Raw genomic sequence first — 26,497 nt, 5'->3', positions numbered from 1 at the left:
ACGTGTGCCCGCGATCGGATGTTGGTGTCAATGCATCATCCCTTCGTATAGGGCGACGCCCGATACGTTCGTATAGTGTCTGTCGCGGCCCGGGCATCCTAGACTGGCCATATGAATACGAGCCAGATGTCTTCTTAACTACGCTATAGCGCCCGACTCAGCGAGGCACGCCGCATGGGTACCGGCCGAACCGTTTCGATTGTCGACGATGACGAGGCCGTGCGTTTGGCGGTCGCGAGCCTAGTCCGCTCGTTGGGCTGGCAGGCGGACCTTTTCGCGTCGGCCGAGGCATTCTTTGCGCATGCGCGCCTGGCCGACACGACCTGCCTGATCTCGGACGTGCGGATGCCGGGCATGTCGGGCACGCAGATGCACGATCGGCTTGTGGCGCTGGGCTACACGATACCGACCGTATTCATCACGGCGTTCCCGACGCCCGACCTATGCGAGAAAGTCGGTCAGGACGGCGTGCTCGCCGTGATCGAAAAACCCGTCGAAGCGCAAGCGATGCAACACTGGCTCAACGTTGCGCTGAGCCTGCCGCCGGGTTAGATGCTTTCGGGCTCGATGCCATCGGATCGACGTGCAGCGCTTCGGCCTTGCGCACCAGATCGGCCACCGAACGCGCGCCCATCTTCTTCATCACCTGTCCGCGATGAATTTTGACGGTGATTTCGCTGAGGGTCATTGCCGATGCGATCTGCTTGTTCAACATGCCGGTGATGACGAATCCCATGACTTCGCGTTCGCGCGGCGTCAGCGACGCGTACGCCGCCCTCAGCGCGGCCGTCGAGCGGTCGGCCGCCAGACGCTCGCTGTCGCGCGCCAATGCGTTGGACACCGCATCGAGCATGTCCTGCTCGCGAAACGGTTTGGCGAGGAAATCGACCGCCCCCGCTTTCATCGCTTTTACCGTCATCGCGATATCGCCGTGGCCGGTCATGAAGACGATCGGCATGCGCAAGCCGCTTCTGGCCAATTCGTCTTGGAAGGCCAACCCGCTCTCGCCGCGTAGCCGGACGTCGAGCACGAGGCAACTGGGCGCCTCGATTTTCGGAAACGTCAGAAACGCTTGCGAGGAGTCGAACATCTCGACCTGTAATCCGATCGAACGAAACAAACTGCCGAGCGCAAGCCGCATCCCTTCGTCGTCGTCCAAAATGTAGACGACGGGCCGCTGCGCGCCTGGTGCCGCGCCGGCCGGCTTCTGATCGGAAGTCGAACTCATCCGTTGCTCCTCCCGGTGGGATCGTTGTTTCGTACCGGTTCGTACCGTTTAGTACAGTGTACGCACCGTTTCGTGACAGCGCGCCCCGAATGCGGGCCTTGGCCGCTCGCGTCGGCATGCCGCGCTTTCGTGTGCGACGTTTAATGAGAGGGCCGGATCCCCCTGCTAAAACCGACATTCGCCGAGAAAACAGCTGCGGCATTCCGCGGTCATGGTCGAAATCATTCTACGCCCGACAAATCGGCTCACCCAGGCCCGGCAGCGACGGAAATGCGGGTTGCACCCTGCTCGAGTGCGCCGTCTGCGCTTATCATGACAACGAGTCGCGCGATGGGCCCGCCCGCCGTCAGGGTTATTCCTTCTGACCAGGGGCCGGCAACACGCGCCATGATGGGTGGAATCGTGACTGGCACGACGATGCGAGCGTCATTCGGGGCGGCACGGGAAACAATGACCGACGAACCCCGATCGGGGGCGGCAGGGGTACGCAATGAGGGGTTGGTTTTTGGCGTGGCTGTGGGCGGCCGTGTGCCTGCCTTCGATCGCCTTGGCGCGAGATGCGCAGAACGCGTCGATGGCCGGCGGCGCTCACCTCGTCGCGAGCGCGCTGAATCTGACCGAAGCGAAACGCGTCGTGGCCGCCGCGGAGCAATCCGCCGCGCCGTGGAACGGCCCGCGCAGCGGGCCGCCGGCTCAACGCGGCAAACGCTTGGCGATCGTCGCGGAGGATTTGCGTAACGGCGGTATCGTCGGGGTCATCGACGGCGTATTGGAGGCCGCCAAAGCCATCGGCTGGCGCGTCGAGTTGTTCGACTCCGCGGGGGCGCCCGAATTGCGGACGAAGATGTTGTCCACGGCGCTGGCGTGGCGTCCGGACGGGCTCGTGCTCATCGGCGGCGACGCGCACGCCTTGCTGCCGGCGTTGCGGCCGTTTGCGCAGCGCGGCATCCCGATCGTCGGCTGGCATGTCGCCGCCAAGGCTGGACCCGTGCCGGGCGCCCCCGTGGCGATGAACGTATCGACGGATCCTTTCGAGGTCGCCCGCGTGACCGCACTCGCGGCCATCGTGCAATCGAACGGACATGCGGGCGTCGTCATTTTTACCGACTCCAATTTCCAGGTGGCGCAGGACAAGGCGAACGAAATGGCCGCGGTGATCCGTTCGTGTAGCGGTTGCGTCTTGCTGGGCGTGCGCGATGTCGCGATCTCGCGCAGCGAGGCGCTGATGCCCGGGGTGACACGCGAACTGCTTGCGCAGTACGGCCAGCGTTGGACTTATGCCTTGGCGATCAACGACATCTATTTCGATTACGCCGTGCCGGTGTTGACCCAGGCGGGCGCGTCGAGCGGCGACGTGTCCATGCTTTCCGCGGGAGACGGTAGCGAATCGGCCTTCCTGCGGATTCGGACCGGGACCTTCCAGACCGCCACGGTGGCTGAGCCGCTCAACCTGCAGGGCTGGCAGTTGATCGACGAATTGAATAGGCTATTCGCCGGCGCGCCGGTCACGGGCTATGTATTCCCCGTGCATTTGGTGACGGCCGAGAACATCGCCGCGGACGGCGGCGACCGTTTGCACTACGATCCGGCCAACGGCTATCGCGACATCTATCGTCACATTTGGCAGCGTCCGTGAAATTACTGCTCCCGCAAACGCTCACCGCTCAATTCGCGCTCGTCGCTTCATGCCTGGTCGCGCTCGTCGTTGCGCTGGGCGCGACGACCGTTTATTCGTTGACGGGTTCGGCCTATGTGCTGCGCCAACTGGCCGAAGACCGGTTGGTGCGATTGCAGGACGCGCAGGACCTGGCGCAGCAAACGGTGGCGATCGAACGGATGACGTTGCACTTGTCGAACGACGATACCGCCGAGGCGGTGCGCGCTACCCAGCGGCGCATTATCGATCGTCTATCGTCGTTCGATGGCCTGGTGGACCGCTTGGCCTCGGCGCCTTCCACGCGCAAGGACGTCGGCGTGGATGCGCTGGCCTTGCATCGCTCGAGCCAGCGCTTTCGCAATACCGTCAACGTCGTGGCGCAGGTGCGCGCGAGTGCGTTGAACGAACGATCCGCCCGGGGCGAACGGCCGGCGGCGTTGCCGGATGCGTCGCTCGCCAGCCTCGATCGGGAGATGCGCGGCGAGGCCGACGCACTTGCCGTGGCGGCGCGCCGGCAATCGGATCAGTTCACGCGCGAATATCGCGACGCGGTCCAGCAATTGGCGCGAGACGCGGACCGAACGCGCGCGTGGATCGTGGGCGAAGCGGCGGTGAGCCTGCTGCTCGCTTGGCTGATCGCGCATGTGTTCCTGGGCCGCCATGTCGTTGGCCGGTTACGCAAGGTGAGCCATTTCCTGCGCTATGGCGATTTGCACGACCACGACGCCGGCGTGCCGGTGGCCGGGCGGGACGAGATCGCCGACATGGCCCGGGCCGTCGAACAATTTCTGGAAGACCGGCGCCGGCGCAAGCAGGTCGAGCAGGCGCTCAAGGTGCTCAATATCGAACTGGAAGGGCGTGTGGCACGGCGCACGGCCGAATTGAGCAAGGCGCTGGCGGATCGAGAGGCGGAGATCGTGGAGCGGCAGCATGCCGAAGAGGCCGTGCGCGCCAGCGAGCACTTTCTGAACAGCATCATCGAGAACATCCCGGACACGATCTTTGTCCGCGATGCGGCAACGCTGCGGTTCGTGCGTTTAAACAAAGCGTGCGAGCAACTGCTCGGTTACCGGCGAGACGAAATCATCGGCAAGTCGGTGTACGATCTATTCCCGCCGCAAGAGGCCGTTTTTTTCGCCGCTAAGGATCGCGACGTGCTCGAGTCCCGGCAAATGGTGAACGTGCCCGAAGAGCCCGTCCTCACGCGTTATGGGCAGCGCATTGTCCATACGATGAAGATACCGATCGTCGACGTGCGCGGCGAGCCGCGTTTCTTGCTCGGCATCTCGCGCGATATTACTGAACAAAAGCGCGCGGAAGCGGAGCTTCGCGAAAGCGAGCGGCGCTATCGCGAAGTGCAGACGGCGCTGGCCCACGCGAATCGCGTCGTCACGATGGGGCAGCTCACTGCGTCCATCAGCCATGAAATCAAGCAACCGATCGCCGCGACGGCCACCAACGCGCAGGCCGGCCTGCTGTGGTTGCGGGCGCAGCCGCCCAACTTGGACGAAGTGCGCGACGCGTTCGACCGCATCAACAAGGATATGAAGCGCGCCAGCGAGGTGATGAACCGGATACACGGGCTCGTCAAGAACGCCCCGCCGTCGATGGAAAGATTGCGGATCGACGAAGCGATCGGCGACGTCGTGGGCTTCTTGCACGGCGAGATCGCGAAGCACGGCGTATGCGTACGATTGCGGCTCGCGCAGGATGTGCCGGCGGTCGAAGGCGATCGCGTGGCCTTACAGCAGGTGATGCTCAATCTGATCATGAATGCGGTCGAGGCGATGGGCGCCATGGAGCACGGCCCGAAAGACTTGACCATCGGCACCGGCATCGACGATTCCGGCGCCGTTCTCGTGTCGGTCACCGATTCGGGACCTGGCGTGTCGCCCGATGCGGCGCAGCGGCTTTTCGAACCGTTCTATACGTCGAAGGCCGGCGGCATGGGCATGGGGTTGTCGATCTGCCGCTCGATCGTCGAGGCACATGGCGGACGGTTATGGGCAAGCGCCAATACGCCGCGCGGCGCCGTGTTTCAGTTCGTCGTGCCGGTGGCCGAGGGCAATGGGCAGAGTCCGTCGAGCGATCGAGCCGATGGCCACACCGTGAAGGGGTAAAGAGCCGGTCGCGGCACTTCATCCTTGTGCCGTTCGATGTACGTACAATCGGCGCATCTCGACCACGAATCTCTCCCGAACACGAATGGTAACTCGTTCACACGTTGGCGTTCTCCGACAAATACCCGGCAGCGTGTGGGTGTTGGGCTGTGTCAGTCTCTGCATGGACGTTTCATCCGAAATGATCCATAGCTTGTTGCCGATGTTTCTGATGGCGAGCCTAGGCGCCAGCGCGGCGACGATCGGGGTCATCGAGGGCTTGGCCGAAGCGACGGCCCCTATCGTCAAGATTTTTTCCGGTGCGCTTAGCGATTACCTCGGCCATCGCAAATGGCTCGCGGTGGCGGGCTATGCGATGGGCGCGCTGTCGAAGCCGCTATTCGCGGTTGCGCCCACGATCGGCGTCGTCGTGACGGCGCGCGTGATCGATCGGGTAGGCAAGGGCATACGCGGGGCGCCGCGCGATGCGCTCGTCGCCGATGTCACCCCTTCGCATTTGCGTGGCGCCGCGTTTGGCTTGCGGCAATCGCTCGATACGATCGGTGCGTTTCTGGGGCCGCTACTGGGCGTGATCGTCATGCTGCTGTGGGCCGATAACTTCCGGCTCGCGTTTTGGCTGGCGTTGATTCCGGGGCTGCTTGCGGTGGCGCTGTTGGCGCTGGGTATCCGTGAACCGGCACGCGATGCCGGCGCCAAGCGCACGAATCCGGTCCGCTGGAGCAACTTTAGGCAGATGAGCCGTCACTATTGGTGGGTCGTCGCAATCGGCGCGGTATTTGCCTTGGCGCGTTTCAGCGAAGCGTTTCTCGTGCTTCGGGCAATGGGCAGCGGTGTGCCTATCGCGCTCGTTCCGCTGGTGATGGTTGCGATGAATGTCGTCTACGCCTTGTCGGCATACCCATTCGGCAAGCTGGCCGATGAGGCGAGCCACAATCGAATCCTTCTCGGCGGGCTCGCCGTGTTGATCGCGGCCGATATCGTGTTGGCGCATGCCGTGCATTGGCCCTTCGTCGTGGTGGGCGTGCTGCTGTGGGGGCTGCATATGGGGATGACGCAGGGCCTGCTGGCGGCGATGGTGTCGCATACCGCGCCGGCGCAACTGCGGGGCACAGCATTCGGGTTCTTCAATTTGCTCAGTGGGGTGGTGACGTTGGCGTCGAGCGTTATTGCGGGGGCCCTATGGGATCGCGTCGGCGCGATGGCGACGTTTTATGCGGGGGCCGCGTTTTGCGGGGCGACGATGTTGATTTTGGTGGTGGCGCCCGCGCCGGGTGGGAGGGGGTAGGGAGTGTGGGCGGCTTACAAAACAACACACCCCACGAGCCGTCACCCTACACGAATTACGTTGATCACGTTAAATCACTATTTAACCAGAAGAGTTTTTAATTAATCGACTCGTTGCTTAGTGATTGCGATAGGATGGTTCGACTGTGCATAACGGGTCTGAGATAAATGGAACGGGGTGGGCTTTAGATGTGTCTTCTTAAATTTGGAAACTGTGCGAGAAGATTGGCTCGCTTGACTGCGATATCGGTGCTCCTTTGCAATTCCACAGCATTTTCCCAAGAGATGATTTCGTCGAAGGAAAGCTTGGAGCATGCCCTGGAGGGCGCGGTGACATGTCACTCAGATGCGCTCGGGGCGTTCGCTGGAAGCGAATATGCCGATGTTTCAGGCGAGACGACGCGAGGGATCGAGGTGTTAGGGGGAGCGGTCGTCCGCGATCCAGAGCAGGTCGGTGCGATCATATTTCGCTTGCCACCTGGTACGAGGGTTTTTTGGTTATGAAGCGCGCGAGGCGACGTTCTTTTCAGAGAGTACAATATTGTTTTTCGTAAGTTTGAAGGCTAATTCATCAGGGTTGAATAAATTGAACGCAATTCTAAAATTGCGTCCGATTCGAAGGGGGAATCCGGATGGGTATGGATATTTTGATAAGATTGACGTTGAATATATTAGAAAGTTGAAAAATGGCGGTGAGGATGAGGATTTTCCGTGCACAATTTTTAGTGGCGTGGAAAAGGGCGGTGGGGAGAATAACATTATAGCTGCCTGCCAAAATCTCGCCTGGTAAGGTGCTGTGAACCTGTTTGGCGTGTGTTCCGTTTTGCGGTCGTGGGCTGACCGGCATCACGTGCGCAGTCCTGTGTGAAGTCTATCGGAAGTTGCATCGTTTTTATTCCTCAGTGCGAATATTATAGTGACGTTCGAAATCAAATTTTCCGCCGTTGTGCTGCTTTTGGCGACGATCTTGTCGGCCCCAGCCCACGCGGCGGATCGTTCGGTAGCAATCGGGCCTATCCCCTCAATCGCTGGCGCATCCCCGGCCCTCCTGAAGACACTCCGCGCTTTGCGCCAGCGTCTTGAGTCGGATGCGCAAGACTGTATGGAAAGCGCAAGCGCGATGGAGGGACCGGGAAACTACCGGGGATCGATAAAGAAGGTGTTGGAAACCTCGCGACTGGTCTCGCTGGAGATCTCTGGCGAGACGATGTGCGACGGTGTGCATCCTTCCAGTTTTCGCTATGGAGTTGCGATCGATAAGAAAACGGGAGTGCGGATCAATTTGAGTCGAATTTATAATGTTGCAACTCGGGAGGATAAGCGAATTTTTCTTCGATCTGAACTTGTTGAATCGGTCAGGGAAAGCTATAAACGGCAAAACGCGACCGATGTCTCCTGTCTGGATGATTCGGATTGGGAAACGGGATTGACGAATTTTCCGTTGACCTTTTTACCCGAGCCCGATGGTTCGCTCGTTTTATATTATGCTGCCCCCGATATTTCGGGCGCATGCTTTCCGCCGCTGCATTTGAGTCGACGTGACATTGCGCCCTATCGCAATGCCGTCCGTGCCGGCAAGTACAATCTTCCTTGATGATCGGTTGGAATATGCGGGAGCGACGGTTTGCTTGCAGGGCTTAGATAGGGATGGTGTCGTTCGAGGAGTGGCATGACTACGTTCGGGTCTCACACGGGGCGGCAACGCGGCCGATCAAGGTGGAAACTAATGAATCTGTTGCGGCAAATCTCGTCCTGCTTGATATCTGTTTTCGTCTTTCTGTGTGGTGGGAACGGCTATAGTCAGGAGCCGAGAAAAGTATTTTCCGACGAGCATGTGGCGTTTTCCTATCCGGAGATTCGCTATTCAAATGTGCAATTTGGAGAGGTAACGGAGGACGGTTTCTATACCTACTACTTGAGCGTGAAGGGTTCAGACGCAGTGGATGTCCTGACCGTTTGTCGAGCGAGCCTTAGTCGGTGCGGTCAGGATACTGGCGCGGTCAAGCCGTATTGGTATAGCGGCGAGGGATCGTTGATGCTGTTTAGCGCGACAACGCCGGTCGAGGAAGTCGCGGTCGGGTTTGGCGAAGCGGCATACGAGGCCTTTCCTGGGTGTCCGGCGAGCGACAATGAGGGGCCGTCAGCCTATGGTGGCGATTGCTATGAGTTGGTTGAGGGGAGTCGCAATAAAACGCTGTCCATAACGTATTGGATCGGGGCACAATCGCTTCATCTGTCGAAATCGGAAGCCGTTAGGCGAGCAAGGCTGATTTTAAAGTCGGTTGTGGTGAAGTGAATTCAGTGGGGCTCGCGCCGTCCCCGCTGCCAATGACATCTATTCGCCGATCGGTGCGGCCGGGTTGACGTGCGGGGCACGTACGCGCCCGTTGCGGTAAGGTGTGACTAAAGCGCTCGCTCGCGCAACTGATAATGTGGGGTTTGTTGTTGTGTTGAACCTCGTCTGTACAAGGTGTCTCATGGGCTTCATGTCGGATTCGAGTAGGGTGACGGGGCCCCTTGGTTGGGGGCTGCTCTTGATGTTGTCTTTTAGCTCGTTTGTATATTCGAAGGAGACGATTCCATCGCGGAATGATTTAGGGCATACGCTAGAGCGTGCGGTAATGTGTAATGTGGGCGCTCTCGGAGTTTTCGACGGAAGCGAGTTTTCTGGTGGTCCAGGCGATGCATTGCACCAACTCGAGACGCTGGGTGTCGATGTTTCTATCGGCGGCGAAGACGATGGCGGCGGAATCCGATACCATTTCCCCGATGAAATAGACGTGTTCGGCTATCACGCAGTGAGCGCTCGTTATTTCTCGGAAAGCACTACTTTATTTTTTGTAGTCTTGAAGGTTGACGCGAAGAATTTTTCGGAAATTAACAAGATATTGAAATTGCGTCCGATCGAAAATGGAAATCCGGATGGATATGGGTATGTCGATGGCGTCGATGCCCGGTATGTAAGGAAATTGCGAGAGCCAGGTGTTGATTTTCCGGATACGATTTTTAGTGGACTGAAAAATAGCGGCGGACACAACTACATCGTTGTTGGCTGCCAAAATCTTGCCTGGTAGCGAGGCAATCAACATGAAAGAAAGTCACGTGTGGTTCTTGGCGCCGGTGCTCGCGTGGGTCAGCCTCGGTGTGTGCGCGAAGCCGACGTTGTCGTGCGATGCTGACAAGGGCAGTACCTCGCATTCGCTCGAAATTACCGAGAAGGACAGTGGGGCACCCGATTTCTCCTATCTTTCGAGTACGCCATCGCAAGGCGTTGCGCTGAATTGCATGATCGACTCGTCCCTCGTGAGCGGAGCACCCACGGTGTCCGGCAATACCATTATTTATTCCCTTGCTGGCGGTGACTCCTTGCGTATCACGAAACAATCGCACGGATACCGCCTCGATATGTCGAAGCTGGACGCGGCCAACTATTGCAGCGGCATCGTAGCCAAGCAGGTAATAGTTCTCGCCGGGAAGAAAAAATGCGAGGTTCAATGATCGGCGTCGACGGTCGTTCGCTGCACGGCACTGATAGACTACCGGCGCACTTGCAGGCAGTGGAAAGAAGGCGATTGTCGGCGTCAGCTTCGGCGGTCATTGGGCGGCCAAGCTTGCTCTGCGCGGCGAGGTGGATGGCGCCGTCGATTGGGGCGGTCCGATCGGGGCAACGCAGATGGACGCGAACCATGCATTGCGGCCACCCAATGGCATGACAGGAATCGGTGCCAATGCCGCACGCTTATCCGATATGCCGGACGTGGCCACCACGACGCGTCTGCTGGAGACGATTTTGCCCCGGCGCGTGTCCCGAACATCCTCACGCGCCGGGTGAACGCTTTATCAATCGACCTTACCCAACGCATCCGACAGCGCGCTCACCAAGTCGTCGATTTGCGCCCGTTCGGCGATGAACGGCGGGGCCAACTGAATCGTGTCGCCGCCGAAGCGGACATAAAAACCTTTCTTCCAACACTGCATCGCGATTTGGAAAGGCCGCAGCGCCGGCTCCCCGGGCTTGTGCTCGATCGTAATGCCCGCAGCCAAGCCGCAGTTGCGGATGTCCACAATATGGCGTTGGCCTTTCAGCCCATGCACCGCCGCCTCGAAGTGCGGTGCCAGCTCGCGCACTCGGCCAACGCCGTCTTCCTTCGCTAGCAGATCGAGTGCCGCGACGCCGGCCGCGCAGGCGATGGGATGCGCCGAGTACGTATACCCATGCGGGAACTCGACCAGGTATTCGGGCCCGCCCGCCGCCATGAACGTGTCGTAAATCTCTTTGTTCGCCACAACCGCGCCAAGCGGTTGGGCGCCGTTGGTCACCTGCTTCGCAAAATTCATGATGTCGGGCGTCACGCCGAAGAACGCCGCGCCCGTCATCGCACCCGTACGGCCAAAGCCCGTGATCACTTCATCGAAAATCAGCAAGATGTCGTGCGCCGTACAAATCTCGCGTAGACGTTGCAGATAGCCCTTCGGCGGCACCACCACGCCCGCCGAGCCGGAGAACGGCTCGACAATGACGGCCGCGATGTTCGAGGCGTCATGTAGCGCGATCAAATCCAGCAGCCGGTCCGCCAATTCGGCACCGTGCTCGGGCAAGCCGCGCGAGAACTTGTTTTCCGGCAACTGCGTATGCGGCAGGAAATCGGCATCGATCCCTTGCCCGAACAGCTTGCGGTTCGGGCCGATACCGCCCACCGAAATGCCGCCGAAGTTCACGCCGTGATAACCCTTCTCGCGGCCGATCAGGCGCGTCTTCGTCCCTTTACCTTTGGCTCGCCAATAGGCCCGGGCCATCTTGAGCGAAGTGTCGGCCGATTCCGAACCCGAGCCTGTGAAGAAAACATAGTCCAAACCCGCCGGGGTCAATGCCTTGATCTTGTTGGCCAGCTCGAACGATTTCGGATGCCCGAACTGAAAGGCCGGCGCATAGTCGAGCTGCGCGGCTTGGCGGCTGATCGCCTCGGTGATTTCGGTGCGTCCGTGGCCGAGCCCGCAGCACCACAAGCCCGACAGGCCGTCGAAGATTTTCCTGCCGTCGACGTCCGTGTAGTAGGCCCCTTGGCCCGCGACGACGATCCGCGGATCGGCTTTGAACTGTCGATTCGCGGTAAAAGGCATCCAATGCGCCTCGAGCCACGCAGCATCGGTGCGAACTTCGCCAGCGTCTTGCGCCAGCGCGTTTTTGATCTCGGTCAGATCGGTCATGTGCGGTCGGCGCGATGCGCCCCTCGAAAGTGGTGTGTGTTGCATATTGTCGATCCGCCGATTAGTCTCTTCGATATCGCAATATCAATCTTTACTTTCCAATCCATGCAAGTAAAACAAGCCAAGAGCCGCGCGTTGCTCGGACAGCTCAGCGACATGGATCTGCGGCTCCTGCGCGTGTTCAAGGCGGTGGTGCAATGCGGCGGTATGGCGGCCGCGGAACTCGATTTGAACATCGGCATTTCCACGATCAGCCGCCACGTGAAGGATCTGGAAACGCGCCTCGGGCTCGTGTTGTGTAGGCGCGGGCGGGCAGGGTTTACGCTGACGCCCGAGGGGCAGACGGTGTACGAGGAGACGCTGGTTTTGCTTTCGTCGATCGAGGCATTCCGCAGTCGAATCGACGGCATCCACGACAGGATGGGGGGCGAGCTGCATATCGCTGTATTCGACAAAACCGCCACGAATCCGCGTGCTCGGATCGGCGACGCGATCCGGCAATTCGTCGACGATGCCCCGGACGTCACCTTGAACTTCCACGTCGCCTCTATCAACGAGGTGGAACGCGGCGTGATCGACGGGAGTTATCAAGTCGGGATCATTCCGGCGCATCGTAGCTCAAAAAGCCTCGCCTATACGAACCTGTTCGATGAGCAAATGCTGCTCTATTGCGGCAAGGCGCATCCGCTTTTCGATACGTCGCATAGTCGATTGACGTGGAATGCCATTCGTACGCATGCGTTCGCGGGCCTCGGTTTTCATTCGCCGAATATGGAATTCAGCCACCGCGCGAAGCTGACGCGCCGTGCGACCGCCTTCGATCAAGAAGCGATCGCGACGTTGGTCCTATCGGGGCGGTTTTTAGGTTTTTTACCCGACCACTACGCGGAGAGTTTCGAGCAGAAGGGATTGCTGCGCGCCGTCGCGCCGCAGCGCTTCCATTACGAGTGCCGATATGTGGGACTTACGCGCCGCTCGCCGCGTCCGTCGCGCGCGGCGTTGCTGTTTCAGGCCTGCCTGGAAGCGGCGCATGCGGGATCGGGTTGAGTGCTGGCCGGTTGCCCTAACGTGCCGCTATTTCATCGGTGCGAATGCGGTCCCGCCGGCCCAGATGCATCGACGCACGCGCGAGCCCTAGCCCCAGCGCCGCAACGATGACGGTGACGCCCAATGCTTGTTCGAGGTCGACGAGCGCTAGCGACTCGGGGCTCGCGATGCGGAGCAAAAGCCACTTCGCGAGAAATTGAAATAGCAGAAACAACGCCGTCGCAACCAGGACGATTGCGCCCTCGCGGTACGCGACGGACAAATTCTTGCGAACCGCCATGCCTAGCGAGAGAAAAGGCACGGGCAGCCCAAGCAATACGATAAGCGTTAGCCAGAGCGGACTCCTATTCAAGAAGCAGAACAGCGTTAACGAATAGATGATGAGCGCACCGGTGGCATAGAACACCCCCGCAAAAAAGCCGCGTAGGGAGATCGGGGCCTTTTCCCTGCGCGGAAGGGAAAAATAGAGCCTTGCCGAAGGCGCCAGGAATAGCAGGCTCAATAGGATCGATCCGAACAGCAGGGAGGCGAGATACAGCGGGATCCCTTGCATATTGCGAACCGGGACAGCGACTATCCAACCCGCAAGTGCCCCGATCAGGAGGAGCCAACGAGACCCATTGCGTCCAAGCATCAGGCCAACCGTCGCGATTATCGTGACGATGACCTCAATACGGTAGTACGCCCACTGACCATGGGGCGATAGCCAGGAGCCGAGGTAAAGAGGGGTTCTGCCGACAAGCGGCGTGTCGAACGTCTTGATCATGTTCCAGATCGTCAGGAATTGGATGTATGCGATTCCTGTTACGGCGGCGGGTTTGCGCATGGGTGTCAACGAAGGAAGGAAGTGTCGAAGCCATCTACGGGCAGGGTCTGCCGATCGACTACGGGCCAAGGCCAGGCAGAAACGGCGCGTTTAAACTTAACGCCCGGACGAGTCCCGCCCGCCCTGGCGGTTCGGGCGCCAAATCGACGTCCTCGCCCACTTTCCAACGCTCGGCCGCGGCCTTCGCTTGCATGTACTCTTCGGCGGTCAGGTAAGCCGCATTGCCATCCAAGTTGCTTTCAGCGAACTTGTACCCTCGCGCGGCCGCAATCGATTCCCATGTGTAGCCGAGGCGCTCGTCTTTTTTGATGCCGAGGCCGGTCATGTAGGCCCAGCCCAATCCGAATTGCGCGTGAACATCGCCGGCCATCGCGGCGGGCTTGAGCCATTTGATTGCCGCGGCATAGTCTTTCGGGACGGCGATCCCTTGCTGGTAGATCAGACCGTACACCGATTGCGCATGTGCATCGCCGCTCTGCGCGGCTTGCCGGATCCACTTCAGGCCCTGTTGCGCGTTTGCGGTAACGCCTTCTCCCCTTATCAGGAGTCGGCCCACCGACACTTGCGCACCCGCGTTGCCATGTTCCGCGGCCAACAGGTACCAACTGTAGGCGGTGCTCAGATCCTTTTCGACGCCCGCGCCATGCTCGTAGAGAAATCCGATACCCGCTTCCCCAGCCGGCAGACCGCGTGCAGCCGCGCGTCGATACCACTGCATGGCAGCGGCATAGTCGGGCTTGCCGTCGACGCCTTCGTACAGGAGTGCCGCGAGATCGGCGAAGGCATTAGGTTCGCCTAAATCGGCGGCTTTGCGATAGGCCTGATAGGCCAGCTTCTTATCGACGGGGACGCCCAAGCCGCCGGCATAGCAGTGGCCTAGGTTCGTGAACGCTTGCGCAATGTTGGCTGCGGCCGCCTTGCGAAAATGAAGCACTGCCTGCGCATAGTCGATCTTGACGCCGGGCCCGCCAGTTTGATAGACGGCACCGATACTGTTTTCCGCCAACACGGAGCCAAGCGATTGCGCTTTATCGAAGTATTCAAGCGCTTTCGCCGCGTTGCGCGGCACGCCATTCCCGGCTTGATAAATGGAGCCGAGCAAAAATGCCGCCGAGGCATCCTTATCCGCCGCAAGACTGAGCCAATGGACCGCCGCGGTGATGTCGCGCGGTACGCCGAGGCCACGCATGTACAACATGCCCAAGCTCGTTTGCGCCGTCGGGTTGCCCGCGGCGGCAAGCGATCGATACTGCGCGATCGCCTGCGCGGTCTTGTTTTCTGGGAGCGCGTGTTGCGCGGCGTCGACGTCCGCATGCGCGAGTCCCGCGCCGACGAAGCCGGCAAGCGAAAGCAGGGCGGCGGCGAAACGACGCGAACCCTCGCGGAGATTGCGGTAACCCATAGCGCGGGAGACAGGCACGGTCATTCTTGTTGTCATGAGTGAAGTTAGACGGTCGTCCCTTCGGTCAAAGGGATTTCCGTACGACATCGAAGCCAACGTTTTCGTCGCAGACAAAGGGAATCGATCGCCGCACAGTGACGCGAGCGGTTGCATTCGGCCGGTTTTCAACGCAAAGCGCCGCGAGGCAATCCGCCGTGGGACGCCATTGCCAGAACGTCCAATGCCCGGGCGTATCGTCGAGATCGGCGTCGAACCGCACCCGCACCGGGCCATCGCCGCGCAAATCGAAGCCGAACTGATCGAGCGGCAGCGAAAGCCCCTTGCCGCGCGCCTTGATATAACTCTCCTTCAGCGTCCAGAAATCGAAGAAACGTCGAGGCTGTGCATCTGCCGGCAGCGATCGCAATTGACTCGCCTCGTCCGAGGAGAAGAAGCTATCGGCGATATCGAGCGGTGCTCTGCGGCTCAGGTCTTCGACGTCGATTCCGATATGGCGGTCGCGCGTCACGGCCAGTACGATCACGCGATCGGAATGCGAGATGTTGAAACTCAAGCCCGCGACGCCGGGATGGACGTTGGCGATGACGGGGCGGCCGAAAGACGTCGCGTCGAAGCGCCAATCCACCGGCCGGATCGGAACATAGCGGGACAGCACATAGCGGACGAGCGAGCGCGTTGCCAAGTAGCGGCGCCGGTCCTTGTCGAAGAAGAATTTCGCGTGCTTGTTGCGCTCCTCCTCGGTCAATAACGTATCGAATCGAGCGGCGAGGTCGGTGTCGGCCACTTGCTCGACTAAAGCGACCCAGATATCGACGTCGCCCTGAACGAGCGGCAATTGTTCGAGAATGCGGCAGCCTAATTCCATTAGCACTATGGGTTCGATCGATCGTTATTTGCCCGAGAGGTCAAGCGCCGCACAGCATGCGCAGTCGTGCAAGCCGAGCGGGGCGTTCCACCTGCTCGCCGGCGAGCCAACGCTGGGCCTGCGTGGCTTCCGTGCGGCTGACCGAGACGCCGTTTCCCAACGCCTCGCAGGGCACGAGTGTCGGGGCCTCGTCGCCGACGCAGCACGCTAGCGCGGCGGCCACCGCGGGGCTGGCGGTGCGGCGCGCGCCTTCCTCTACATAGCCGCCTGCCTGTGCGAACGGTGTCAGGGCACCGCTTGCGACGAGGTACAACAGATTCTGCAGGATGTCTCGCCGGTTATGGCCGCCGCTGCCGAGGCGCGCCACGATGTCGCCGATTCGCATCGAGCCGCTTTGCATCAACGTGCGCAAGTCGGCGATGAATTCGGTCTGGAAACTCAGCATGCCGCGCGGTATCGCGACGCGCGTGTCGATCTGCTCGATGTCGGACACGCAGCCGATCGGCAACGCTTCGAGATGGCGCAGCGCTTCGGCTTGCGACTGGCCCGCACGCGCACCGCGCACGAACACGTCGCGGCGAAATCGCCGATTGACGGCGTAGTCCTCAGCCAAATGCCGCAGCCGCGCATTCGGCATGGCTGCGATCGTCTCGGCGGCTTGGCGGTCCATCAGGAGTGCTGGGTGATTGTCCGCTAGCGTCGCACTGCCCGCGTAGCCAAGACCCGCCTCGGCCATTTGATCGATGACATCCACCGAATAATGGATCTCCCACGTGCCGTTCAGATATTCGTGGGCGAGGTAATCGATGGGGCTTTTCGCGAGCGCCGTCAGCGCGTCCGTGACGCTCGGATTGTCGCGAAAGTAGCGAAAGCTCGGATTGCCGAGCGCTTGCATGGCGGCAATCGCGCTGCCCGTGCGCGATTCGATTCCCCCTTGCGCCGCCTGCGCCAATTCGAGCATCAACTTGCGTAGCGGCGCTTCGGCCGACCAGCCCGGCTGGCAGTTGTAGCTCAGGTAGACGAGCCCGTTCTCGGCAAGCCGGCGCGAGATCAATGCCCGAACCACGCGCCGAACGTCGGCGTCTACCCAGCTATAGATGCCGTGCATGACGATGAAGTCGAACGTCGGCAGGTCTTGTTCGAGCAGCGCCTCGAAGCTGGCTTCGTGGAAGACGACGTTGCCGGCCCCGAGCTGGGCCGCGCGTCGCTGGGCCGCTTCGATGTGGGCCGGATTGAAATCGCAGGCGTGAAACTCGGCGTGCGGGAAGGCGGCCGCGTTGACGACGGTCGAATGGGCGAAGCCGCAACCGAGGTCGAGGTAGCGGAACGGCCGGTCCAGCGCCTTCGGCCGAGCGCCGCCCAGTACGCTGGCGTAGTTCAGCCACGCGGGGGACAACTCGCGATGGAAGCGGTCCGGGAACGTGACGTCGCTGAGGTAGCCGGAGGAAGGGGCGGGTGCGTGCATGAGAGGGAGGTTTCCGTTCCGGGCGAGCTTAGCATGGTGCGACAGACGGCAAGCGCGGCGAGGTTTGCCGGGTGGCGCGATGTCGGCAAATCGGGCGCCACGAGCGCGGGTGACAGACGATGATCCGGCAAATTTCCGTACGGGCCTTGACGGACCCGGCAAATTTCCGTACAGTCGCGAATGGGAGGTACAGAATTGTGACTACTACTCGTTTTGAGGCTCGGATCGAAGCGGAGATCCATGCAGTGATTCGGCGTGCCGCTGAAATTCAAGGGCGTACGATGACCGACTTCGTCGTATCGGCCGCCCGTGAAGCCGCGCAACGCGCGATTGCCGATGCCGAGGTCATTCGCTTGTCGCTAGTGGATTCACAGCGCTTTGCCGATGCTATTCTGTCGCCGGCCGAGCCTGTCGATGCGCTTAAGCGAGCACTTACCAATCACGATCGATTGTTGCGCAACGAATGAGTGCGGGACAACTTGTTGTTGCCGCACTCGGTTCTCTCCACGATCGTTCCCGCTTCGATTGTGGGACGCCTGCCCTCGACCGCTACCTCCGCGAAGTTGTTACGCAGGATGTCCGGCGACGCCTGGCCGCATGCTTTGCGATGCTCGACGATAACGTGGTTGTTGGCTACTACACGCTTTCGGCTGCCAGCGTGGCGCTCGCGGACCTCCCCCAGGCAGTGGCGCGCAAGCTGCCGCGGTATCCATCGATCCCTGCGATTCGCATGGGGCGACTAGCGGTCGACGCGAAGTACCGGGGGCGAGGATTAGGGGCCGCATTGCTCGCTAACGCGCTGCAGAGGGCCGCGAAGTCGGAGATTCCCGCGGTTGCCTTAATCGTCGACGCGAAAGATGAATCGGCGGCCGACTTTTATCGGCATTTCGGATTCATGCAATTGCTTGACGATCCGTTGGCGTTGTTTTTGCCGTTGGCATCGATCAAGTAGTCTTCACGCTAACGACCAATCTGCGCCACGGGAAGTCCCGTCGTGCCTCCCGTGGCGAACGCGAGTCAATCCAGCTTGAAGAAGCTCACGGTGGTATGCAGTTCGCGCCCCTGTGCTTTCAGCGACTGCGATGCGGCAGCGATTTCCTCCACCAGCGCGGCATTTTGCTGCGTCGATTGATCCATCGACGAGACCGCCTGATTGATCTCGTCGATCGAACGGCTTTGATCGTGTGCCGAGGCCGAGATGTCGGCAGTGATCGAGGCCACGTTGTCGATCGCGTGCGTCAGTTCCGCAATCGTACGGCCGGCCACATCGACCTGCTGCGCGCCGGCTCTCACGTTCTGCACCGATGCATCCAGCAATACCTTGATTTCCTTGGCGGCATTGGTCGAACGCTGTGCAAGATTGCGGACCTCGGAGGCCACGACGGCAAACCCGCGACCGCTTTCGCCCGCGCGCGCCGATTCGACGGCGGCATTCAACGCCAGAATGTTCGTCTGGAAGGCGATGCCTTCGATCATCGCGACGATACCCTCGATGCGGCCGGACTGCTCGACGGCGGTGCCCATCGTCTTCGCCGCGGTGGAGACGGCTTCGTTGCCGCGGCGCGCGACTTCCACTGCCCCTGCCGCGACGTTGTTGACGTTGGTTGCCTTCGCGGCCGTTTCGCGTACCGTGCTGGCGAGCTGTTCCATCGTTGCCGCGGTTTGTTGAATCGAAGCGGCTTGCTGCTCCGTGCGCGCAGACAGATCGCCGTTGCCCACGGAGACTTCGCTAGCAGCCACCTCGAACTCGCGGCTGCTCGCCATGACCTTGACCAACACGCCATGCAGTTTCTCGACGAAGGCATTGAACTGCGTCGCGAGAAGGCCGACTTCGTCGTGACTGTCCTGCGGCAAGCGTCGAGTCATGTCGCCGTCGCCGCTAGCGATCTCGCGCATGGAGCCGGCCAGGTGGCGCAACGGCGACGTCATGCGACGACCCAGCGCAATCGTGACCGCAAGCGCGATGGCCAATATCAGCAGCCCGCTACCGATCAACATGAGGGTCAGGCGATTGGCGCCCGCCATCATTTCCGCGTTCGGAACCAGTGCGTAGTACTTCCAGCCATTGTGCGGCGACGTGTAGACGTACGCGCGATAGGCTGTACCCTCCATGTCCACCGACGCCAAGCCATCGGGCGCATCGGCAAGTTGCTGATAGCCTCCGCCAAGACTCTTGAGTTCCTTGAACCCATGCGATTTGTCGCGCGGATCGAGTAAAACCTTTCCACTGCTATCGGCCACCATGACGTATCCGGTTTTGCCGAAATGGATGCTGCTCATCGCCTTCGCGAACGCGTCGAGCGTGATATCGGCTTCCACTACGCCGATGATTTCGCCTTGCGGGTTCTTCAATGTCTTGGAGAACGAAATGCACACTCCGCCCTCGCTCGCCGCATTGAGGTAGGGCGCGGGCCGGACCACCTTGTCGGGCGTGGCCATCGCCAACTGGTACCAGGGGCGGACGCGGGGGTCATAGTGGCCGCTCGGAAAGCTTTCGATCGGCCATTGCACGTAGCCGCCCGATTTTGTGCCGACATCGAGGTAACGCAAGCTCGGATGGCTGTCGCCGAACTGTTTGAACGTATTGAAGATCGCCGTTTCGACCGGGCCATGACCGTCCGCAGTCATTTCGCCGTGCGTGAAATAGTTCGTGAGACTGTCGTCTGCCGCCTGCAGCGGCGCGAGTGCCGTGATGTAGTTGAGATTGTCCTCGAAGTCGTGGAAGGTCATGTCCAACGCCTCGTCGGCTTGACTGATCTTGGCGCTGCTCGAGCTTTCGAAGGCGTCGACGGCTTGCTGACGAACATTGATCGAGCCTACCGTCGTCAACATCACGACGGTAATCGCCAGCGAGACACTCGATGCCGCGCTGATCTTAAATGCAATCGATGAGGGAAACTTCATGGTTTGGGAACGCTCGCCGCAGGGTAATCGCAAGCCGGTGGAGGTGAATCGCACCACGCTGCACGGGACAATACATAACGGGTTATCGGCAGATCCAGGCGGCGGTTGAGCGCGCGTTGCCTCGTCCGCGGGTTAACCCGAGACAGCCGATGGAATGAGCGAGGGTGGCAGGACTGCGGCGATCCTGTGGGGGCGGTTAGTTGCGCTCCGTTCGTTGGGGCACGTCGTGACCGAGGCGGCGGATCCGCCCGGTGAAGAGCACGACCGCCGCCACCACGGGGATGATCAAAAGGCCTTCGAGGATATCCGGGTCCAGAGACAGATGGGCCGCGTGGAGCGCCCGCAGCGCCGCACCGGAAAGGTTCAGGACGTAGTAAGAGATGGCGGCCACCGAGAGGCCTTCCACTGCGTGCTGCATGCGCAGCTGCGTCCGCGCGGTGCGATTCATCCCTTCGAGCAGGGCGGTGGTATGTTCTTCTTGTGCCAGATTTACTCGGGTGCGCAAGAGGTCGACGGCCCGCGCCACGCGCGTCGCGGATTGCTGGTGGCGAGTCCAGACCGAGCTGCATGTTTGCATGGCGGGCAACAACCGGCGCTGCATGAATTCCGCGATCGTCGGAAAGCCCTCGATTCGCTCTTCGCGAAGCTCGGCAATGCGGGCGAGCACAAGCTTTTCATAGGCCGCCGATGCGCTGAAGCGCATTTCCAGGCCCGCATGCGCTTCGATTTGGCCGGCAAGCCGAGTCAGTTCGCGGAGCAGATACGCGTCGTCGTGATCGTTGCCCGGTTGTTCCATCCGCCGCATGAAAACGGAAAGCGATGCATCGAGCTTGCCGAGAAACTGGCTGTGACCGCGTGCGTCGGGCAGGGCGAGCAGCGCCATCATCCGGTAAGTCTCGATCTCGAACAGCCGTTGAATGAGCCGGCCGGCTTGTGCCTCGCGAAATCCCAGGTCGAGGACGAGGAAGCGCGCGAAGTGATCTTCGTGTACGAGCCAGTCGCAATAGACTTCGCCTCCCGCGAGCACCTTGGTGCCGACGAGCACAGGCCCGGGCAACCATTCGCCCACGCGTTCGCGGGCTTGCTCTGCTTGTTCGCCGCAGCGCAATTCGGCATGAACGGCGACAAGGACGCTTTCTTTCAGCGAAGCGAGCCACGACTCGGGAAGGTGCCTCATCGCGACGCCGGAGAATAACTCGCCGTGAGGCGCGGTTTGGACAAACGTGAAAGTGGAGAACTCGGTGTGCTTCTCCCACTTCAGTTGCCAGTCGCCCTTGTTCGCCGTGTAGTGATTGTTGTGCGGTGCCGGCGGGGGGAGCCCCATGGCCGCGGTCAATGCCGCCAGCAGGCGGATATGAATCTCTTCGTCACGCTCGGAATAGATCGCGAGATGGCTCAACGAAGCGGGCCCGTCGATGCGAAGAAACGGGCGGGCGTGCAGTTCTTTCGAGAGCGAATCTCTGAGCGGGTGATTGAGGGACGCGAACATGAAATGCATCGATAGCCGGGCGTGACAGTGTAGCGCGGCAAAATGACAAATGGGAATGCGAGACGGCCGCGCGGCGGCCATTGCTCGCGTTCCCAGGCGGCGCGCTCGCGGGCGACGATGCTCGAAGGCCGCGCGCATAGGGGAGAGTCGTGCGGCCATTCGGTTTCGGATGAGCGGCTAACCGGCAACCGGTTCGGTAACGAGATGCTGCAGCTTGTCGCGCACCGCTTTCCAATCGTCGGCGTCGGGCAACGGTGCCTGCCTGCCGACAATGACGGGCCATTGTTTCGACAAAGAAGCATTCAACTCGACGAAGGACTGCTGAGCCTCGGGCAACTCCTCCTGCGAAAAAATGGCGTCGGCCGGACACTCGGGCACACAGACGCCGCAATCGATGCACTCGTCCGGATCGATCACGAGAAAGTTGGGACCTTGGCGAAAACAATCGGTTGGACATACTTCGACGCAATCCGTGTAGCGGCAACGGATACAGCTTTCGGTCACGACATAAGTCATTGAGCCACCTGATTAAGCGAAGGGCAATTAAAGAGGGGGCCGCCGCCGGCAACGGCGGCCATGTCGAACGAAGCGCGTGTCATCCGTTGGATGCGATCGCGAAGCTAGATTCGGTCGGCGTACCGGAGACGTGCCGACCCGAGTGGTCGAAGTGGCGAGCCACCGCGATGCTTGCGATGCCTTCATCTTCGAAGAAGAACTTCTTTTCGCCGAACGCAGGCTTCAGATCGTGCAGCCACGTTGCGGTCGGATCGAACTTCGCGTAGAAGGGCCGGCGCACCCAATCGGGGTTGCGTGCTTGCAGAAACTGAAGGGCGAACACTTTTTCGCCGCCGATCTCGACGATACCGTCGATCACCACTTTGCCGGGGAAGGCGCTCATCGACGGCCCGCGAACCGTGCGAGCCAGCCCGGATACGCGTTGATAGGCTGCCTGGAAAATCTCGTAGGCCTTGGCCAGAGGCAACTGAAAATAATGGCTGGGGCCGGTGTCGCGTTCGACAAATAGGTAATAAGGGATCGCGCCGAGCCGCACGCCCGTCGTCCACAATTCCGCCCATCCCTTGGGATCTTCGTTGATGTGGCGGATCAGCGGTGCTTGCATCCGAAGGGTCGCGCCGGACGAGACGATACGCTTGACCGCGCGTTGCGCGATCGCCGGACGCAGTTCCGCCGGGTGATTGTAGTGACCCATGATTGCGAGATTCTTGCCCGACGCGACCACTTTATCGAACAGGCGCATCAAGTCGTCCGAGTCCTTGTCCGTCACGAAGCGTTGCGGCCAATACGACACCGACTTAGTGCCGATGCGAATGTTTTGGATATGCGATAGCTCGGGCGCCAGCAAGGGCTCGATATATCCGGCGAGCGAGCGCGTGTTCATGATCAGGGGATCGCCGCCGGTGATCAAAACGTCGGTCACTTCATGGTGTTGCTTCAGGTATTCGACTAACTCGTTCGATTCGCGCGCGTCGAACTTCAGGTCGTCCATGCCCACGAATTGCGGCCAGCGGAAACAGAACGTGCAGTAGGCATGACAGGTCTGTCCAGCGCTCGGAAAGAACAGCACCGTTTCTTTGTATTTGTGCTGTAGCCCGTTCACCGGTTGGCCATTCAGAAACGGGACATTGTGCGTCATCTGGCCCGCCGGGTGCGGATTCATGCGCATGCGGATCGCGCGCACGGCTTCTTCGATCGCTGCCTCGTCCTTCTTCTCCAGCACGAGGTCGCGTAGATGGGAATACTCCGTAGGGGAAAGCATGTCCCGATGCGGAAACGTCAGACGATAAATGGGATCGTCGGGAATGTCGGTCCAATCGATCAGTTGGTCCATCACGTATTGATTCGTCCGGAACGGCAAGACCCGAGAGACGACCTGCACCGCTTCGCGCAGTTCGTCCGACAGCAACTGCCATTGCGGAGCCTGGCTGATCGTCTGACGCGTGTAGGGCTTGAACTTTTGGGGAGGCGTGTCGTTGGACATGATGCTCCTTCAATTCGAAAGTAGACGTTGATCTAAAAAATAAGGAGTACGAATGAAATCGTTACAACTCATTTGAGGACTGGCATGTGTCGACCGGGTGCTACGAGATTGCGCGAGAAAACGGGCGGACAGCACCCATCGGCGCGGGCGAGACGAAGCCGCCGGCCTATTACCCGGGCTGGCGATTTCCTGCGATGCGACTTGAACGATCTACCGCGATGTGAAGGACATTGTTGCGATATGGTTTGCCGGGAGCAAACGATATAAACTCGCGACGTTGTGCGTTTGAGGAAGGATCCGTGAGACGAAAGATTCCGAGCATCGAAGCCCTGATCGCATTCGAGGCGGCCGCCCGCCACCTCAGCTTCACCCGCAGTGCAGACGAACTCGCCTTAACGCAAAGCGCCGTCGGGCGACAAGTGGCCATGCTCGAGCAGTATCTGGGGGTCGCGCTTTTCAATCGGATCAAGAAGCGGCTCAGTCTGACGGAGGCTGGCCAGCTTTACGCGAAACAAGTTCGAGACAATCTCGAGCGGATGGAGCGGGCGACATTGGCGGCGATGGCGCATCGGAATGCTGGCGGCATATTGGAATTGGCGGTCATTCCTACATTTGCGACACGATGGCTGATACCGCGGCTTCCTCAGTTTTACGAGGCACATGCGGACATCGTCGTCAACTTGGCGACACGAGCCGAACCATTTTTGTTTACCGACACGCCGTTCGACGCCGCGATTCATTTCGGCGATCCCATCTGGCCGGGCGCCATCGCCAAATATTTGTTTGGGGAGGAGATGACGGCGGTATGCAGTCCGCGGTTGATGAAAGGGCAGACCTGCCTTGCCCCGCGCGAGGTCGCGGATTTTACGTTGTTGCATCAGTCCGCCCGCCCCGATGCCTGGCGGCAATGGCTCGCGCAGGCCGGCGTTCACGACGCCGACGGCATGAAGGGGCAACGCTACGAACTCTTTTCGATGCTCGTGGAGGCGGCGCGTGCGGGATTGGGCATCGCGCTCGTGCCGCGATTTCTCGTCGCCCATGAGTTGGCCACCGGCGAACTGATTTGCCCTTGCGATTTGCTGTTGCGCAGCGAGAAGGGCTACTACCTCGTCTATCCGGAACATAAGCAGAATTCGCCGTGGTTGCAGGCATTCGAAATGTGGTTGTCGTCGGCAGCGAATGCCTATGTGGAGCGCGGCGGCCTGTAGGCCTATAGCGGGCCGCAAGGCCGTGGGCACGAGGCATGCTGGATCGCTTGCGCAAGCGCGCGCGTGCGCCGGGCCGAGGCACGAGACCAGCGGATCGGATGCGCCCGCGGATGAAAGGACAACACGCAACGCGTTCGAGTGAAGCCGACCATTCCATTGCTGGCGGTCAGTTTTTGCGCGGCCGATGTCCAGGCGGGCGCTGGCCCCTTTCTAGGCATCTATCTGCAAGCGCACGGGTGGCACGCCGATACGATAGGCACGATCCTCACGATAGGGGCTATCGTGGGCATGGCGGTGACCGCTCCCGCCGGTGCGCTTGTCGATGCCCTCTACCATCGGCGTGCGGTTGTTGTCGGCGCTAGCGCCATGACGATCGTGGCCGCGGCGCTGATGTGGCTCTCCCATGGATACTGGCCGATCATGGCCGCGCAAATCGCGACGGCCGTTGCGGGCTCGGCAATGGGACCGGCGCTGACGGGATTGACGCTGGGCATGATGGGGCGAAGAAGTTTCGACCGGCAATACGGCCGCAATCAAGTCGCCAACCATGCCGGCAACATTGCGGCGGCAGCGTTATCGGGGGCGGCTGGATGGTGGCTCGGCATGTCCTATGTATTCGTGTTGAGCGCGATCTTCGGTGTGGTGTGCATTGCGTCCGTGCTGCTGATCCCCGCGCGTGCCGTCCATCGACACTATGCTCGCGGCCTCGCGCACGAGGACGAGAAAGATCGATCGGAGGCGCGCGCCCAGAGCGTGCGGGTGTTATTGCAAAATAGGCCGCTGTTATTGCTGGCCATCGCGCTGGCCGCATTCAGCCTCGGCAATTCCGCCATGCTGCCGCTCTACAGTCTAGCGGTCGCTGCAACCCATCGCGGTTTAGCCAGCCAGATCACGGCTGCCAACATCGTCACGTCCCAGATCGTCATGTTGATCGCCGCGATGTTCGCGTGTCGCCTCATTCGTCGCTGGGGTGTCTGGTGGGTCATTTTCGCCACGCTTGCCACGCTGCCGCTACGCGGGTTGACGGCTGCCTGGCTGACCACGCCATGGGGTATCGCGCCAGTGCAGATTTTTGACGGCCTGGGCTCGGGGCTGCAAAGCGTCGCGGTCCCCGCGCTCGTCGTGCATCTATTGCACGGTAGCGGGCGAGTGAATCTCGGTCTGGGCACGCTGCTCGCCATCGAAGGTGCGGGCGGTTGCCTGAGTCCGTTGCTCGGGGGCTGGCTCGCAAACCGCTTTGGATTTTCGGTCGCGTTCCTGGTGCTAGGCGGCCTATCGGTGGTGTCCTTGGCCGTGTGGATCGCGCAAGGCCCGGCCATCCGTCGCGCCTGCGATAGCCGCCGCGACGAACTGGAGCGGATGACCGACGTCGATGCGTCGGCGCTGTTTCAGTGAAGCGCGACACGGCCGAATACGTTTAAATAAAGTTAAATTGTTTACTAAAAGATAGTAAACGGATCAATTTCGCAGCGGCGCTAATTCCATTGATCGAAATAAACTTGCCGGCGATCCGGTTTGCCACGCCGTTTTAAACGTTGCGAGCTATCATCCGCGTGCGCGTTGGCAATGTCCGTTCCGCGAACATTCCGTTATGGGCAGGCGCGAAACCGGCCGGTTGACGCGTAGATCGTTTTCATCCACTTTCACCACGCATTCGTTCAAATAAAATGATCACAGAGCTTGCGACCATCGAGAACTTCAGTGAGTTGGGTTACTTGCTAGCCAACCCGGATGTTGCTCAGGAAGTGTTACGAAATCCTTTGATTACGGGGTTCATCCATTTCTCACAGTTTGG

General features: G+C 60.5%; 23 protein-coding genes. 13 read left to right on the top strand and 10 right to left on the bottom strand.

What is annotated here, in order from left to right:
* Nucleotides 1-174 precede the first annotated feature (174 nt).
* Nucleotides 175-552 (top strand): response regulator transcription factor, encoded by a 378-nt coding sequence (locus tag ACTHN9_RS22770; protein WP_440539034.1) that lies wholly within the window; start codon nt 175-177, stop codon nt 550-552.
* On the opposite strand, the gene ACTHN9_RS22765 is transcribed toward ACTHN9_RS22770, so the two are convergent.
* Complete coding sequence (locus ACTHN9_RS22765) at nt 521-1,228, bottom strand: response regulator transcription factor (protein ID WP_440539033.1); 708 nt, start codon at nt 1,226-1,228, stop codon at nt 521-523. The two genes, ACTHN9_RS22770 and ACTHN9_RS22765, sit on opposite strands and share 32 nt — an antisense overlap.
* Before the next feature lie 490 nt (nt 1,229-1,718).
* Here ACTHN9_RS22765 and ACTHN9_RS22760 point away from each other — a divergent pair, with 490 nt between their 5' ends.
* From ACTHN9_RS22760 to ACTHN9_RS22730, 7 genes are all read left to right on the top strand, one after another.
* Nucleotides 1,719-2,864: a substrate-binding domain-containing protein gene (locus tag ACTHN9_RS22760; protein WP_440539032.1), complete on the top strand. Its 1,146-nt coding sequence runs from the start codon at nt 1,719-1,721 to the stop codon at nt 2,862-2,864.
* Nucleotides 2,861-5,005 (top strand): ATP-binding protein, encoded by a 2,145-nt coding sequence (locus ACTHN9_RS22755; protein WP_440539031.1) that lies wholly within the window; start codon nt 2,861-2,863, stop codon nt 5,003-5,005. The genes ACTHN9_RS22760 and ACTHN9_RS22755 overlap by 4 nt, the downstream gene beginning before the upstream one ends.
* 85 nt (nt 5,006-5,090) lie before the next feature.
* Nucleotides 5,091-6,290: an MFS transporter gene (locus ACTHN9_RS22750; protein WP_440539030.1), complete on the top strand. Its 1,200-nt coding sequence runs from the start codon at nt 5,091-5,093 to the stop codon at nt 6,288-6,290.
* Nucleotides 6,291-7,205: 915 nt separating this feature from the next.
* On the top strand, nt 7,206-7,883 hold the full coding sequence (locus ACTHN9_RS22745; RefSeq protein ID WP_440539029.1) for a hypothetical protein: 678 nt from the start codon (nt 7,206-7,208) through the stop codon (nt 7,881-7,883).
* A gap of 132 nt (nt 7,884-8,015) precedes the next feature.
* Entirely contained in the window at nt 8,016-8,585 is a 570-nt protein-coding gene (locus tag ACTHN9_RS22740; RefSeq protein WP_440539028.1) for a hypothetical protein, read from the top strand.
* 181 nt (nt 8,586-8,766) lie between these two features.
* On the top strand, nt 8,767-9,363 hold the full coding sequence (locus tag ACTHN9_RS22735) for a hypothetical protein (RefSeq protein WP_440539027.1): 597 nt from the start codon (nt 8,767-8,769) through the stop codon (nt 9,361-9,363).
* A gap of 13 nt (nt 9,364-9,376) precedes the next feature.
* Nucleotides 9,377-9,787: a hypothetical protein gene (locus ACTHN9_RS22730; protein WP_440539026.1), complete on the top strand. Its 411-nt coding sequence runs from the start codon at nt 9,377-9,379 to the stop codon at nt 9,785-9,787.
* A gap of 342 nt (nt 9,788-10,129) precedes the next feature.
* Here ACTHN9_RS22730 and ACTHN9_RS22725 read toward each other — a convergent pair whose 3' ends face one another.
* Nucleotides 10,130-11,497, bottom strand: coding sequence for an aspartate aminotransferase family protein (locus tag ACTHN9_RS22725; RefSeq protein WP_440539025.1), 1,368 nt, complete (start codon nt 11,495-11,497; stop codon nt 10,130-10,132).
* Between the two features lie 105 nt (nt 11,498-11,602).
* Here ACTHN9_RS22725 and ACTHN9_RS22720 point away from each other — a divergent pair, with 105 nt between their 5' ends.
* The gene (locus ACTHN9_RS22720; protein ID WP_440539024.1) at nt 11,603-12,544 is read left to right on the top strand and encodes a LysR family transcriptional regulator; all 942 of its coding nucleotides are present in this window, start codon (nt 11,603-11,605) and stop codon (nt 12,542-12,544) included.
* 16 nt (nt 12,545-12,560) lie between these two features.
* Here ACTHN9_RS22720 and ACTHN9_RS22715 read toward each other — a convergent pair whose 3' ends face one another.
* Genes ACTHN9_RS22715 through ACTHN9_RS22700 form a run of 4 tightly spaced genes read right to left on the bottom strand, consistent with a single transcriptional unit; the run spans nt 12,561 to nt 17,102 of the window.
* The gene (locus ACTHN9_RS22715) at nt 12,561-13,370 is read right to left on the bottom strand and encodes a hypothetical protein (RefSeq protein WP_440539023.1); all 810 of its coding nucleotides are present in this window, start codon (nt 13,368-13,370) and stop codon (nt 12,561-12,563) included.
* A 58-nt stretch (nt 13,371-13,428) separates the two neighbouring features.
* A complete protein-coding gene (locus ACTHN9_RS22710) occupies nt 13,429-14,790 on the bottom strand; it encodes an SEL1-like repeat protein (RefSeq protein ID WP_440539022.1) in 1,362 nt (453 codons plus the stop codon).
* Between the two features lie 46 nt (nt 14,791-14,836).
* Entirely contained in the window at nt 14,837-15,637 is an 801-nt protein-coding gene (locus tag ACTHN9_RS22705) for a 4'-phosphopantetheinyl transferase family protein (protein ID WP_440539057.1), read from the bottom strand.
* A gap of 40 nt (nt 15,638-15,677) precedes the next feature.
* Nucleotides 15,678-17,102: a class I SAM-dependent methyltransferase gene (locus tag ACTHN9_RS22700; protein WP_440539021.1), complete on the bottom strand. Its 1,425-nt coding sequence runs from the start codon at nt 17,100-17,102 to the stop codon at nt 15,678-15,680.
* A gap of 197 nt (nt 17,103-17,299) precedes the next feature.
* On the opposite strand from ACTHN9_RS22700, the gene ACTHN9_RS22695 reads away from it, so the two are divergent.
* Both ACTHN9_RS22695 and ACTHN9_RS22690 read left to right on the top strand, forming a co-directional pair.
* Nucleotides 17,300-17,569, top strand: coding sequence for a DUF1778 domain-containing protein (locus ACTHN9_RS22695; protein WP_440539056.1), 270 nt, complete (start codon nt 17,300-17,302; stop codon nt 17,567-17,569).
* Nucleotides 17,566-18,054 (top strand): GNAT family N-acetyltransferase, encoded by a 489-nt coding sequence (locus ACTHN9_RS22690; protein WP_440539020.1) that lies wholly within the window; start codon nt 17,566-17,568, stop codon nt 18,052-18,054. The genes ACTHN9_RS22695 and ACTHN9_RS22690 overlap by 4 nt, the downstream gene beginning before the upstream one ends.
* A 65-nt stretch (nt 18,055-18,119) precedes the next feature.
* Here ACTHN9_RS22690 and ACTHN9_RS22685 read toward each other — a convergent pair whose 3' ends face one another.
* The 4 genes from ACTHN9_RS22685 to ACTHN9_RS22670 all read right to left on the bottom strand — a co-directional run bounded on the left by ACTHN9_RS22685 (nt 18,120) and on the right by ACTHN9_RS22670 (nt 23,494).
* The gene (locus ACTHN9_RS22685) at nt 18,120-20,006 is read right to left on the bottom strand and encodes a methyl-accepting chemotaxis protein (protein ID WP_440539019.1); all 1,887 of its coding nucleotides are present in this window, start codon (nt 20,004-20,006) and stop codon (nt 18,120-18,122) included.
* 196 nt (nt 20,007-20,202) lie between these two features.
* Nucleotides 20,203-21,495 carry a DUF3422 family protein gene (locus tag ACTHN9_RS22680; protein WP_440539018.1) on the bottom strand — a complete coding sequence of 431 codons (1,293 nt, stop codon included), beginning with the start codon at nt 21,493-21,495 and terminating at the stop codon, nt 20,203-20,205.
* Between the two features lie 177 nt (nt 21,496-21,672).
* On the bottom strand, nt 21,673-22,011 hold the full coding sequence (gene fdxA, locus ACTHN9_RS22675) for a ferredoxin FdxA (protein WP_440539017.1): 339 nt from the start codon (nt 22,009-22,011) through the stop codon (nt 21,673-21,675).
* Between the two features lie 79 nt (nt 22,012-22,090).
* Entirely contained in the window at nt 22,091-23,494 is a 1,404-nt protein-coding gene (locus ACTHN9_RS22670) for a KamA family radical SAM protein (protein ID WP_440539016.1), read from the bottom strand.
* 299 nt (nt 23,495-23,793) lie between these two features.
* Here ACTHN9_RS22670 and ACTHN9_RS22665 point away from each other — a divergent pair, with 299 nt between their 5' ends.
* Together ACTHN9_RS22665 and ACTHN9_RS22660 are read left to right on the top strand one after the other, a co-directional pair.
* Nucleotides 23,794-24,702 carry a LysR family transcriptional regulator gene (locus ACTHN9_RS22665; protein WP_440539015.1) on the top strand — a complete coding sequence of 303 codons (909 nt, stop codon included), beginning with the start codon at nt 23,794-23,796 and terminating at the stop codon, nt 24,700-24,702.
* Nucleotides 24,703-24,840: 138 nt separating this feature from the next.
* The gene (locus ACTHN9_RS22660) at nt 24,841-26,097 is read left to right on the top strand and encodes an MFS transporter (protein WP_440539014.1); all 1,257 of its coding nucleotides are present in this window, start codon (nt 24,841-24,843) and stop codon (nt 26,095-26,097) included.
* The last annotated feature ends 400 nt before the right edge of the window (nt 26,098-26,497 follow it).

It is taken from the genome of Trinickia sp. (assembly GCF_051953405.1).
Lineage (GTDB): Bacteria > Pseudomonadota > Gammaproteobacteria > Burkholderiales > Burkholderiaceae > Trinickia.
This window is presented reverse-complemented; position numbering and strand designations above follow the sequence as displayed.

Bases quoted from the DNA above. Each gene is read 5' to 3' on its own strand.
- ACTHN9_RS22770 (WP_440539034.1), top strand. From the start codon at position 175: ATGGGTACCGGCCGAACCGTTTCGATTGTCGACGATGACGAGGCCGTG.
- ACTHN9_RS22765 (WP_440539033.1), bottom strand. From the start codon at position 1,228: ATGAGTTCGACTTCCGATCAGAAGCCGGCCGGCGCGGCACCAGGCGCG.
- ACTHN9_RS22760 (WP_440539032.1), top strand. From the start codon at position 1,719: ATGAGGGGTTGGTTTTTGGCGTGGCTGTGGGCGGCCGTGTGCCTGCCT.
- ACTHN9_RS22750 (WP_440539030.1), top strand. From the start codon at position 5,091: ATGGTAACTCGTTCACACGTTGGCGTTCTCCGACAAATACCCGGCAGC.
- ACTHN9_RS22740 (WP_440539028.1), top strand. From the start codon at position 8,016: ATGAATCTGTTGCGGCAAATCTCGTCCTGCTTGATATCTGTTTTCGTC.
- ACTHN9_RS22735 (WP_440539027.1), top strand. From the start codon at position 8,767: ATGGGCTTCATGTCGGATTCGAGTAGGGTGACGGGGCCCCTTGGTTGG.
- ACTHN9_RS22730 (WP_440539026.1), top strand. From the start codon at position 9,377: ATGAAAGAAAGTCACGTGTGGTTCTTGGCGCCGGTGCTCGCGTGGGTC.
- ACTHN9_RS22725 (WP_440539025.1), bottom strand. From the start codon at position 11,497: ATGACCGATCTGACCGAGATCAAAAACGCGCTGGCGCAAGACGCTGGC.
- ACTHN9_RS22720 (WP_440539024.1), top strand. From the start codon at position 11,603: ATGCAAGTAAAACAAGCCAAGAGCCGCGCGTTGCTCGGACAGCTCAGC.
- ACTHN9_RS22715 (WP_440539023.1), bottom strand. From the start codon at position 13,370: ATGCGCAAACCCGCCGCCGTAACAGGAATCGCATACATCCAATTCCTG.
- ACTHN9_RS22705 (WP_440539057.1), bottom strand. From the start codon at position 15,637: ATGGAATTAGGCTGCCGCATTCTCGAACAATTGCCGCTCGTTCAGGGC.
- ACTHN9_RS22700 (WP_440539021.1), bottom strand. From the start codon at position 17,102: ATGCACGCACCCGCCCCTTCCTCCGGCTACCTCAGCGACGTCACGTTC.
- ACTHN9_RS22690 (WP_440539020.1), top strand. From the start codon at position 17,566: ATGAGTGCGGGACAACTTGTTGTTGCCGCACTCGGTTCTCTCCACGAT.
- ACTHN9_RS22685 (WP_440539019.1), bottom strand. From the start codon at position 20,006: ATGAAGTTTCCCTCATCGATTGCATTTAAGATCAGCGCGGCATCGAGT.
- ACTHN9_RS22680 (WP_440539018.1), bottom strand. From the start codon at position 21,495: ATGTTCGCGTCCCTCAATCACCCGCTCAGAGATTCGCTCTCGAAAGAA.
- fdxA (WP_440539017.1), bottom strand. From the start codon at position 22,011: ATGACTTATGTCGTGACCGAAAGCTGTATCCGTTGCCGCTACACGGAT.
- ACTHN9_RS22670 (WP_440539016.1), bottom strand. From the start codon at position 23,494: ATGTCCAACGACACGCCTCCCCAAAAGTTCAAGCCCTACACGCGTCAG.